This window comes from Desulfatiglans parachlorophenolica, assembly GCF_055394735.1.
In genome coordinates this window covers 2,038,814-2,052,280 of sequence record NZ_AP042460.1, presented here as the reverse complement: position 1 = coordinate 2,052,280, position 13,467 = coordinate 2,038,814, and the positions used below count along the sequence as shown (strand labels likewise).

2 protein-coding genes and 1 CRISPR repeat array (1 of these 3 running past the window's edge) are annotated in these 13,467 nt (G+C 52.1%); both genes read left to right on the top strand.

The window, feature by feature from the left end:
* The first annotated feature begins 2 nt into the window (after positions 1-2).
* Positions 3-1,076: a type III-A CRISPR-associated RAMP protein Csm4 gene (gene csm4 / locus ACZ500_RS09635; protein WP_464232283.1), complete on the top strand. Its 1,074-nt coding sequence runs from the start codon at positions 3-5 to the stop codon at positions 1,074-1,076.
* The gene (gene csm5 / locus ACZ500_RS09630) at positions 1,073-2,683 is read left to right on the top strand and encodes a type III-A CRISPR-associated RAMP protein Csm5 (protein WP_464232282.1); all 1,611 of its coding nucleotides are present in this window, start codon (positions 1,073-1,075) and stop codon (positions 2,681-2,683) included. The genes csm4 and csm5 overlap by 4 nt, the downstream gene beginning before the upstream one ends.
* 324 nt (positions 2,684-3,007) lie before the next feature.
* Positions 3,008-13,467: a CRISPR direct-repeat array (repeat unit 36 nt; unit sequence GTCAGAATGAATGCCCCGACTTGAGGGGATTGAGAC); it runs 5,386 nt beyond the window's last position.

Below are 13,467 nucleotides of genomic sequence, written 5' to 3'. Positions count from 1 at the left end.
GTATGAAGCTCTTCAGACTGAAGTTTCGTTCGGCCCTGCACGTCGATTCGCGGGGCTCCGGCGAGCCGGAAAGCGCGGAGGAGTTCGTCCGATCCGACACCCTGTCGGCCGCCCTAGCGCTGTCCTGGGCGGTGCTTTTTCCCGAAGACGCCCCGGGGGTATTCTCAGACCCGCCGTTCAAGGTGAGTTCGGCCTTCCCCTATGCGGGATCGACGCTGCTTTTTCCCGCGCCGGCATGGAATATTTGGCGGCAGACGGCTAAGCTGCAACCGCACGGACCCAAGAACGCTCATGAAGCCGACGTGCGATCCCTCCAGATCCGGAAGGATTTGAAGAAGGTACGCTGGCTCTCGTGCCCCCTCTTTGAACAGGTGCTCCAAGGCGGGCGGATCGGCAGGGACGAGGTCGAACTCCTTCCCGGCGGAATCGCGGTGTCCAGCACGGAGCTGCGCGGTACCGAACTTCTTGGCAGCGGTGCGGCACCCTGGGTGCTGAGCGAGAGGCAGCGCGTGAGTGTAGACCGTTTGGGGGTTCCGGGCGGGGAGGGGCTTTTCTTCTTCGCCCTCCAGTTTTTTGCGCCGGACGCAGGGCTTTTCTTCCTGGCGGATGCTGCCAAAGGGCAAGATGGCCGCCTTCGAGCCGCGCTGGACTTTCTGGGCGATCAGGGCCTCGGGGCGGATCGGAGCAGCGGCCTGGGATCGTTCGAGGTGTGCAGCGAGGAGGAATTCGAGTCTTTCGCAGCGGCGGGGAAGGGGTGGGTCACCCTGTCTCTCTACAACCCTGATCCCAAAGAGGATCTCCAGGGATTGACCGCAAAAACCGCCTACGGGTTGACCACGCGTTCGGGCTGGATCCATCAGTCCACCCTCGGCAGGCCTCCGATCCGGGCGTTTACCGAGGGCTCCTATTTTTCCCTCAGGCCTGAAGGACGAATCGTGCCGATGCTGGATCAGACACTGATCACTGAGTTGAGGCAAACCTTGAACCTTCGCATCGGGCACTCGGCCCCTCGGGATTTCAGAGCGTTTGCGGTTCCGTGCGCCGAACCGCCCGAACTCATGGAGGCTGCATCATGACCATGCCCCGCGATACGAAAACCTTCGAGGTGCACCTTCTGACGCCTCTTCACATCGGGGACGGCGAGGAACTGAGGGAGGGCCTCGATTTTGTGCGATCCACCGCCGGGCTCCGAGTGATCAGCCTGGAGGACCTTCTCATCTCCCTACGGTCCAACAACGCTGCGCTGGGCGAACTGGGACACGGGTCTTTCCATCTGGAAAGGTTCATGAAGGCCTATAAGCTCGATCCTACCGTTGCTTACACCTTGCCGGTGAGGGGCGGCGGCTCCCCCGCTGAACTTCGCCGCTTCATCAAAGACGCCTATGGGCGGCCGTATCTCCCTGGCACCACTTTGAAAGGCGCCATAAGAACCGCTCTCTGGATGACCCTCGACCGGTCCGCATTGCCGGAGATTCGGAGAAATTTTAAAAATTTTCAAGAGGCCGTCAACGCGCTCGATGGGAAAGACCCGCACCACGACTTTCTGCGCTTTTTGCAGGTGAGCGACAGCCCGGGACTTGAACCGGAGAAGGGGATGCTCGAGGCGCTGGACGTGCGCTTTTTCAACCTCTTATCGCCTGATCAGGCGGGGTGGAAGGATTTCGGCGACAAGAAGACGAAAAACAGCTGGAATGAGGCGCGGGGCGTTTTTGTCGAAGCGGCCCGCGCGGGGGCCTGCTTCGTCGCCCGAATCGGCATGGATTCCTTTTTTCAATCGCAGACGACGCGGCTTGCCGGGGCATTGCCGGACTGCCCGGGTATCCGCACCCTGCAGGACCTTGCGGACGCCGTCAACCGCCACAGTCTGAGCATAGCCCAAGGGGAGCAGTCGTTCTTCTCGCGCTATGGCGCTGCCGGAGCGGGAGCTGCGAAGACCTGCGCCGAAATCGCCGCGGCCATCCGAAATCTGGATTCTTCATCGGGCGAATGCATCCTTAGGCTTGCCTGGGGGAGCGGCTGGAAAGGGATGACCGGGGACTGGATGAGTGCGGGCGACCTCGAGGCGGTCAGGCGGGAGAAAAACCTCGGGAAAATCCTCTGCCCGTTCTGCAGCCGGGAGAAACCCCGCAGGGATGGGCCGGGCAGATACAAATGCACCAATAAAAACTGCGGAAAAACCTTCGGCGAAGCGGAGAGACGCCTGTTCGCTGTTTTCCCCAAGACGCGCCGCCTGGCCCTCAGCCCTTCGGATGGAACCCCCTGCGTCCCTCTCGGCTGGGTGCTCCTTCGCCCGGTCGAGGACGGGCGTTTTGCAGGAGAAGCCCTGGTCAGACTGGAAAAGGCGGCGGTGCCTCTTCATCCAAACGAGCCGGCGTTTTCTGAGGGTGCTGTAGACCAAGTGCTGACTGCGTCAGGCCTGGGGCCCGAAAAGACTGGCGATCCCGGGCCGGAAGAACCGGTTGAACCGGAGAAGATCCTCTGGCCTGCCGCTGTCCTGGTCTGGACACCGAACAACCAGACGCTGACTGCAAACCACGAGGGGCAGAAGGCCTACACGAAAAGCCGCGACATTGTCCCGGAGAGTCTCCAGAAAAAGCTGTTTCAGAGGAGAAAGCCGCTGACGGCCGATGTGTGGGTCCAACCGATTGGCAATGGGTTCAATATATTGGAGATATTGCCCTAAAAATGATAAAATACCCCGGAGCTTGGTAATCGAGCCGAACCAGCTTCGGGGTTCGGATCCTAGAAAACCGTTGAGATTTCACCGGGCTCAACCATATTTACCGTGCATCTCCCGACAAAATTGTAGGAGTGGTTTAACATGTTGAAATCACTAATTTCACTAAAAATCGATGCCCGGTTTTCGGTATTTACCGAAATTCCAATATCTTATTATAACGCCGACCCGCTTTCTGGCATACTTCAAAACAACCGGTCGCCCTTTTTGGGGGATATGCCCGGTTTTCTTCCCTGGGGCCCGCGTAAATATTAGCTCTCCAGAGGCAGAGTCAGAATGAATGCCCCGACTTGAGGGGATTGAGACCTTCTGGGCACCCGCAGTGGCCGGAGTCCCCAGGAAAGTCAGAATGAATGCCCCGACTTGAGGGGATTGAGACTCGTCGCAACCTTTCCAACCCCTTCATTTTTCAACGGTCAGAATGAATGCCCCGACTTGAGGGGATTGAGACGCGGTAGAGGCCCGCTTCCCACCACGAGAAGTCGGAACAGGTCAGAATGAATGCCCCGACTTGAGGGGATTGAGACAAAATCGAAATCTCGAACTTTGAAAACCTCCCCAACGTCAGAATGAATGCCCCGACTTGAGGGGATTGAGACAAAAGACCCGACCCGACAGGAGCTACACCCGCCGAGAGTCAGAATGAATGCCCCGACTTGAGGGGATTGAGACGAAGTTTTTCCTACACCTCCTGGACCCCATGCCATAGTCAGAATGAATGCCCCGACTTGAGGGGATTGAGACTTTTCCTGTTCCTTGCGGAGTCTTTCACCTTCTTTAGTCAGAATGAATGCCCCGACTTGAGGGGATTGAGACATAGATCATCAGCTTCATCATCAGTTACGATAAGATATGTCAGAATGAATGCCCCGACTTGAGGGGATTGAGACTCAATCTTGCCATAAAAAAGGTGACAACTACGCTATGTCAGAATGAATGCCCCGACTTGAGGGGATTGAGACTACATGCCTTTATCTTTGGAAATAACACAGTTCATTTTAGTCAGAATGAATGCCCCGACTTGAGGGGATTGAGACGATGTCATAACATCAACCTGGACAGCGTTTCTTTGTCAGAATGAATGCCCCGACTTGAGGGGATTGAGACAGTGTGACATAAAATTATTATGTCCCAAGATAAAAGTCAGAATGAATGCCCCGACTTGAGGGGATTGAGACAGGGTGACTTTATATTTCCCTCCAATCCATCCAGAGAAAGTCAGAATGAATGCCCCGACTTGAGGGGATTGAGACGGTATCGGCTGCGGGGGCTTCTGCCATACAACGAAAGTCAGAATGAATGCCCCGACTTGAGGGGATTGAGACTTTTCTTCGCGAAGTGAAATATCTGCCAGCTTTCCATATGTCAGAATGAATGCCCCGACTTGAGGGGATTGAGACCTCCATAAGTTCACAAAAACAACGCTCCGCATTATGTCAGAATGAATGCCCCGACTTGAGGGGATTGAGACCGAAACAAGCGTGAAATAATAGTTAAACGTCGCATCGGTCAGAATGAATGCCCCGACTTGAGGGGATTGAGACCAGGAGTGATTACACTATCACCTTTGCCTTTGCCTTTGTCAGAATGAATGCCCCGACTTGAGGGGATTGAGACCGAACCGGCACCCACGAGGTGCGCTCGCCCCACGTTGTCAGAATGAATGCCCCGACTTGAGGGGATTGAGACGACATGGGCAGCAAGGTTTCCGCTACCTACGTCATCCATGTCAGAATGAATGCCCCGACTTGAGGGGATTGAGACTATGAGCTTGTCAAGAGGCCGGGATTTTCCGGTTCCCGTCAGAATGAATGCCCCGACTTGAGGGGATTGAGACAGCAATCAATACCTGAACGCTCCCCTCTATGAACTCGGTCAGAATGAATGCCCCGACTTGAGGGGATTGAGACGGGAACCGTTTTAGCCAAGTTGTTCAAGTCATCTTGTGTCAGAATGAATGCCCCGACTTGAGGGGATTGAGACCCCCTGCTCCATATTCTGGGTCTTTGCCCGAGCGAAGGTCAGAATGAATGCCCCGACTTGAGGGGATTGAGACTATTTCTTTTGAAATTCAGGATTGCGGTCCTGAATGTCAGAATGAATGCCCCGACTTGAGGGGATTGAGACTTAAATTCATCTTCTGTTTTAAAAATTGTCAAACTTGTCAGAATGAATGCCCCGACTTGAGGGGATTGAGACAAGGTGATTCGCTTCGTTCACTTCGGGGTTCTCGTTCGTCAGAATGAATGCCCCGACTTGAGGGGATTGAGACTCAGATTGTCTGCATATTCATCTATATTGATCGTATCTGTCAGAATGAATGCCCCGACTTGAGGGGATTGAGACTTCCATCTCAATCATACGAAGCAGTATGCTCGACACCTCAAGTCAGAATGAATGCCCCGACTTGAGGGGATTGAGACCCGGCGCGACAAGGTTTGCACCCAGGGCGGCTACTGCCGTCAGAATGAATGCCCCGACTTGAGGGGATTGAGACGACTATTTTTGAAAATTCGCGTTTCAAGACAATCTCAAAGTCAGAATGAATGCCCCGACTTGAGGGGATTGAGACCATGCATTCGGGTGAAAAGTATCTATACTTCAGACAGTCAGAATGAATGCCCCGACTTGAGGGGATTGAGACTCAGTCAAGCTCCACATCCTCCCAGGGCTCAGAGTGTCGCAGTCAGAATGAATGCCCCGACTTGAGGGGATTGAGACTTTTCCATCTCAATCATACGAAGCAATACACTTGATAGTCAGAATGAATGCCCCGACTTGAGGGGATTGAGACTCGACGAGGATAGACATTCGGGTGAAAAATATCTATGTCAGAATGAATGCCCCGACTTGAGGGGATTGAGACAGCGATTAATTTCTTGATAAAGATACGTAGATCGTAGGTCAGAATGAATGCCCCGACTTGAGGGGATTGAGACATCGACGAGGACATGCACTCTGGCGAAAAATACATGTGTCAGAATGAATGCCCCGACTTGAGGGGATTGAGACCCGGATGTACCGGCGGGACAGAACGGTCACCACATCTGTCAGAATGAATGCCCCGACTTGAGGGGATTGAGACCAATCTTGTAATTCGGAATTTCCCAATCCCGGATCCAGTCAGAATGAATGCCCCGACTTGAGGGGATTGAGACTCCAGATTTCGTTGTCAGGAACGCCATTGCGCATGGGTCAGAATGAATGCCCCGACTTGAGGGGATTGAGACATAATTTCTGCAACTTCTTGTTGCAGATAAATCTTCTGTCAGAATGAATGCCCCGACTTGAGGGGATTGAGACTTGCGCAGATTGAATCATAACGTGAACAGCAAAAACTGTCAGAATGAATGCCCCGACTTGAGGGGATTGAGACCTTTTTTCTTCCCCTTGTTTCCCCCCCGTTTTTTTCTGTCAGAATGAATGCCCCGACTTGAGGGGATTGAGACTTAAAATCAAGATTGTTCGATTTTCGTTGAAATCTGGTCAGAATGAATGCCCCGACTTGAGGGGATTGAGACAACATTAGCATTTTCCTGATTATCTGCGCTTGTGTCGTCAGAATGAATGCCCCGACTTGAGGGGATTGAGACTCTTTTATCTGATAATTTCTGTTCCTGCGTTCGTCTCGTCAGAATGAATGCCCCGACTTGAGGGGATTGAGACTTTTTCGACGCCATGTTGTGCCTCCTTTGTTCTGCTGGGTCAGAATGAATGCCCCGACTTGAGGGGATTGAGACTATCGAAAATTGACAGCATGAACAGTTGCCCCCATGTCAGAATGAATGCCCCGACTTGAGGGGATTGAGACAATATCCAGAACCCGCATCATTCCCCCTTATAAATACGTCAGAATGAATGCCCCGACTTGAGGGGATTGAGACTTGACCGCAAATCTCGAAAACTATTGTAAACCTGATAGTCAGAATGAATGCCCCGACTTGAGGGGATTGAGACCATATACTTCAAACATTCATCACATTTACAATCTGTTGGTCAGAATGAATGCCCCGACTTGAGGGGATTGAGACTTCACAATCTGCGCAATCTGCGCAAAACGAATCATAAGTCAGAATGAATGCCCCGACTTGAGGGGATTGAGACCATTCATCGCATTCACAATCTGCGCAAAACGAATTTGTCAGAATGAATGCCCCGACTTGAGGGGATTGAGACATCGATTAGTTCGCTAATCGATGAAGACATACACTCAGTCAGAATGAATGCCCCGACTTGAGGGGATTGAGACGATTCTAGCGTGTCTCTTGATAACACTTTCAGATTTCGTCAGAATGAATGCCCCGACTTGAGGGGATTGAGACCTAAATATTGATGATAGCCTGAAAGAAACTTGTTTTTGTCAGAATGAATGCCCCGACTTGAGGGGATTGAGACACTACGCATTAGCGCAATTCTCGCAATTCTCACAATTGTCAGAATGAATGCCCCGACTTGAGGGGATTGAGACTTCGCTTCGTTCTCGTTCGCTTCGGGGTTCGCGTTTTGTCAGAATGAATGCCCCGACTTGAGGGGATTGAGACCGGAGAACGCCACCAAGGTCTTTGACATTGACAACTTCGGTCAGAATGAATGCCCCGACTTGAGGGGATTGAGACTCCGGGCGATTAACTGCGCCCCGATCTCCGGCATTGTCAGAATGAATGCCCCGACTTGAGGGGATTGAGACATGAAAAAGCCAGGACAGATACCTGTCCTGTTCTCGTCAGAATGAATGCCCCGACTTGAGGGGATTGAGACTCCACGAACCCGGCTCTTTCGTCGCGAACAAGAATCTGTCAGAATGAATGCCCCGACTTGAGGGGATTGAGACCGGGTTCGTGGGCGTGATCGATGATACCAGCGCCAACGTCAGAATGAATGCCCCGACTTGAGGGGATTGAGACCCGGGAATTTCGTTTTCAAGGTGGTCCCGGCTCCAATCGTCAGAATGAATGCCCCGACTTGAGGGGATTGAGACCGGTTGACAAAGGCGATCTCGATCGCGAAGTCATAATGTCAGAATGAATGCCCCGACTTGAGGGGATTGAGACTGTAAAGCCAATGACCTGCATGATGTTCTCTCCTCTGGTCAGAATGAATGCCCCGACTTGAGGGGATTGAGACTGGACCACTTCCGCGCGCGCGGCGCGGAGTTCCAATTGTCAGAATGAATGCCCCGACTTGAGGGGATTGAGACCCGGGGCTACTTAACGATGGCCCGGAGCGTGTAGCTCGGTCAGAATGAATGCCCCGACTTGAGGGGATTGAGACTTCGATCAATCATCGTTACCACCTCCCGTTACATCTCGTCAGAATGAATGCCCCGACTTGAGGGGATTGAGACGACAGATACCTGTCCTGTTCTCTCCCCACCCCATCAGTCAGAATGAATGCCCCGACTTGAGGGGATTGAGACTCGAGGACGAAACGCTTGGTCCCGTCCTTGGCATCATAGTCAGAATGAATGCCCCGACTTGAGGGGATTGAGACTTTGCACCCAGGGCTACTGCCGCCACTACCGCGATCAGTCAGAATGAATGCCCCGACTTGAGGGGATTGAGACTTCTCATCATCAGGGAGGGAAAAATTCTCATCGATTAGTTGTCAGAATGAATGCCCCGACTTGAGGGGATTGAGACTTACATTTCATTCCATTTTACCTTTTATCACCATTAGTCAGAATGAATGCCCCGACTTGAGGGGATTGAGACTATACAACCCGTATTTTTTTACGCCTCTGGCCCAAAGAGGGTCAGAATGAATGCCCCGACTTGAGGGGATTGAGACAAAAATCCCTAGGCCGGAGAACGCCACCAAGGTCTTTGATGTCAGAATGAATGCCCCGACTTGAGGGGATTGAGACTCCTAATCATCCTCAAAGTCGCAGACGTGCGGAGCCGTCAGAATGAATGCCCCGACTTGAGGGGATTGAGACGTCTGAGCGGTTCACGCCCGGCCTAGCCGACTTATCGGGTCAGAATGAATGCCCCGACTTGAGGGGATTGAGACTCGGGAACCGGGCTTGTTGGTAACTAACATGGTGCTGTCAGAATGAATGCCCCGACTTGAGGGGATTGAGACCATTCTGGTCGGCACAGAAGGTTGGGAAGAGTCGTCAGAATGAATGCCCCGACTTGAGGGGATTGAGACCCCCAACGTAGATCGCGAGGTTGGTTGCGAATACTGGTCAGAATGAATGCCCCGACTTGAGGGGATTGAGACATAACGCCAGATCGGCGCACGGCCTTCAATAACGACCGTCAGAATGAATGCCCCGACTTGAGGGGATTGAGACTAACCGGCTGGTACTACCGGCCGGAGCGCCCGAACCTTGTCAGAATGAATGCCCCGACTTGAGGGGATTGAGACTGTTTGGAGCTCCACGCCCTTGGCGAGATCGATTTCCCAGTCAGAATGAATGCCCCGACTTGAGGGGATTGAGACGATCCATATCTCACTATCTGGAACGTTATTTCTCATTTGTCAGAATGAATGCCCCGACTTGAGGGGATTGAGACTCCTCGGCTTGCCAATCTTCACCCTTGGCGAGCTTCGTCAGAATGAATGCCCCGACTTGAGGGGATTGAGACCCAATAAACCGGAGCTTCGAATCTGGAGCGGCTTTGGTCAGAATGAATGCCCCGACTTGAGGGGATTGAGACATAGCCCTCGGAGCCGGGGCGAAGGGGGTTAATCGCAGTCAGAATGAATGCCCCGACTTGAGGGGATTGAGACTCGGAGCCGGGCTCTTATTAGTTGTTATTCTATGTAATGTCAGAATGAATGCCCCGACTTGAGGGGATTGAGACTATAGCTCTTGTTCTCCAACGCCCGACTATTCATCTGTCAGAATGAATGCCCCGACTTGAGGGGATTGAGACGCAACCGCCACGCCCTTCGGCGTGTAAACGAGCTCTGTCAGAATGAATGCCCCGACTTGAGGGGATTGAGACTTGAGTTTCCTCCACATTCTTTTGTGGTTAGGTGATGTCAGAATGAATGCCCCGACTTGAGGGGATTGAGACTATCCTTTTTAATTCCATCTTCAGCCTCCGAGCCCACCGTCAGAATGAATGCCCCGACTTGAGGGGATTGAGACTCCGGGCCCCAACGCCGGTGTAGAATTTTGGCATGTGTCAGAATGAATGCCCCGACTTGAGGGGATTGAGACTTGATAGGACCCTTGCTCAGGAAAACTAGCTCGCCATAGTCAGAATGAATGCCCCGACTTGAGGGGATTGAGACTCTTGTTCTAGTATCTTTATTGCGCACTCAACGAGTGCTGTCGTCAGAATGAATGCCCCGACTTGAGGGGATTGAGACGAGGCAGTAGAGTGCATGGGTGTAAGTGCCAGTCTGAGTCAGAATGAATGCCCCGACTTGAGGGGATTGAGACTTGGCCAGGCTTTCCGCCTGACCATTGAAGGCGCGGTCAGAATGAATGCCCCGACTTGAGGGGATTGAGACCGAACGGCCCTTGTACGCTTCCCAAACCTTCGCCCGTCAGAATGAATGCCCCGACTTGAGGGGATTGAGACGATTTAGCCCTCGGAGCCGGGGCAAAGCGTCCTAATCGTCAGAATGAATGCCCCGACTTGAGGGGATTGAGACAGGGGTTTTAAAGAGAGAGGCTTCCCAGGCCGAGAGTCAGAATGAATGCCCCGACTTGAGGGGATTGAGACATGCTCGCCGCATTCTGAATCTTTGCTTTTGGCATCGTCAGAATGAATGCCCCGACTTGAGGGGATTGAGACCGAGCGGAGGCTCGTTCTGACGTCCAGCCCTGGAGTCAGAATGAATGCCCCGACTTGAGGGGATTGAGACGACTACCTCCTCCACTCAGATCCCCATGCCCTCTTTGGGTCAGAATGAATGCCCCGACTTGAGGGGATTGAGACCGATGGTGGCATCCCACAGTAGACCAACCGCTACATGTCAGAATGAATGCCCCGACTTGAGGGGATTGAGACAAGGCGTTTGATGTGATCGAGAGAAAGCATGGCTGTGTCAGAATGAATGCCCCGACTTGAGGGGATTGAGACCCTTCGCAATCCGCTTGAACTCGAACAGGATCTCGTAAGTCAGAATGAATGCCCCGACTTGAGGGGATTGAGACATCTCGCGCGCAATGACTTCGATCCGCCACGGGTAGGGTCAGAATGAATGCCCCGACTTGAGGGGATTGAGACCACAGTTCATTCTACTCTTTCTCCTTTCTCATATCTGGTCAGAATGAATGCCCCGACTTGAGGGGATTGAGACTTTACAAGCTTACCTATATGATAAATTTGATTTAAAGTCAGAATGAATGCCCCGACTTGAGGGGATTGAGACTAGTCATCATCCTAGATTATCAAGTTTGACAACCTTTGTCAGAATGAATGCCCCGACTTGAGGGGATTGAGACAGTAAATCTTAAATGTTTCAATTCATTAATTACTAGATCAGTCAGAATGAATGCCCCGACTTGAGGGGATTGAGACTTTTAATCTCAAGACGTATTCTTTCAGGCGGGATTGAGTCAGAATGAATGCCCCGACTTGAGGGGATTGAGACTAATTCTGAAATAAAATCTATTTCATAATTAGTAAAGTCAGAATGAATGCCCCGACTTGAGGGGATTGAGACTTGGGATTTGTACAGATAGCATCAATGCTAGGAATGTCAGAATGAATGCCCCGACTTGAGGGGATTGAGACTCAGCAATAGTGTCAGTATCAAATTCATCAAAAAATGTCAGAATGAATGCCCCGACTTGAGGGGATTGAGACGTTTCTCGCTGTTCCTTTGTCACCTCCAAAGAATCAGTCAGAATGAATGCCCCGACTTGAGGGGATTGAGACGATATTCAAAGGAAACGTACTTGAAACCCTGCAAAACGTCAGAATGAATGCCCCGACTTGAGGGGATTGAGACTTCACTGTCCGGGACGTTGTTGCGCATGTTGATCTCGTCAGAATGAATGCCCCGACTTGAGGGGATTGAGACCTGGGCCAGCCTGAATGCAACACGGCTCATGAGATCAGTCAGAATGAATGCCCCGACTTGAGGGGATTGAGACAATCGAACTGCCGGGCCACAAATTCTCCTTCCTTCGTCAGAATGAATGCCCCGACTTGAGGGGATTGAGACTTATCCGCTGTTAGATGGGGCTCCATTTCTTCATCGTCAGAATGAATGCCCCGACTTGAGGGGATTGAGACCGTCCACAAGACCTCAAAATTCGCATTATGGGCAATGTCAGAATGAATGCCCCGACTTGAGGGGATTGAGACAACATTCAAAAGTTCCGTTGCGGTCCCTTGAATTGATGTCAGAATGAATGCCCCGACTTGAGGGGATTGAGACCACTCACAAGTGCTTCAATTCTAGCATGACGTTTTAGTGTCAGAATGAATGCCCCGACTTGAGGGGATTGAGACTGAAAGATCAAAACGCAATCTGCGAAAAGCGATTGTCAGAATGAATGCCCCGACTTGAGGGGATTGAGACTTGACCGTGGAAGCTACGAAGGGCAAAAGCGGCTCGAGTCAGAATGAATGCCCCGACTTGAGGGGATTGAGACAGCAAAAACTTCAAGACGTACTACCTCCGCACGCGCGTCAGAATGAATGCCCCGACTTGAGGGGATTGAGACCTCACGATAAGCCATTCAGAAATCCAAAGCATTTTGTCAGAATGAATGCCCCGACTTGAGGGGATTGAGACCATACTCATCGCCGCCTAATAAACCGAGTAACCGCAATGTCAGAATGAATGCCCCGACTTGAGGGGATTGAGACAATATCATTCACCGGTCCCTTCTTTTGCGCTGATAAGTCAGAATGAATGCCCCGACTTGAGGGGATTGAGACAAAAGCGATCCGTCGTGCCGGGGGCACCAACCATCGATGTCAGAATGAATGCCCCGACTTGAGGGGATTGAGACAATTGGCTATCGGCCAGCCGGAGACTGTATTTCAAAAGTCAGAATGAATGCCCCGACTTGAGGGGATTGAGACCATCCCATATTGGGCCTTTTCTTCCAGAAAACCATCAGTCAGAATGAATGCCCCGACTTGAGGGGATTGAGACTTGACATAGTCCCCGCACTGCGACCATGCGGGATGGAAGTCAGAATGAATGCCCCGACTTGAGGGGATTGAGACCAGAACTTCCCATGTCCATACCTTCATTTCTTCCTGTCAGAATGAATGCCCCGACTTGAGGGGATTGAGACCTCATACTTGAAGCCATCGAGCTCCATCGGCATGGTCAGTCAGAATGAATGCCCCGACTTGAGGGGATTGAGACCGGGGGATTTCCGGGATCGGGGGAAGGGCCTCGTCTGTCAGAATGAATGCCCCGACTTGAGGGGATTGAGACCCCGTTAGATGGATGAGATCTGGGCCCCGGCCGTGGGGTCAGAATGAATGCCCCGACTTGAGGGGATTGAGACCTACGAGGGCCGCCCCACAAATCCGGTCAACCATGGCGTCAGAATGAATGCCCCGACTTGAGGGGATTGAGACGTTTGTGTACGTCTTTTTAATTATTTAATCAATTCATTGTCAGAATGAATGCCCCGACTTGAGGGGATTGAGACTGAGCCGCTACACACTGGCGAGTCCATACGAGGAGGTGTCAGAATGAATGCCCCGACTTGAGGGGATTGAGACTTTTAATCTGCGTGGCCCGATGTGCGGCCCAATCTGTCAGAATGAATGCCCCGACTTGAGGGGATTGAGACA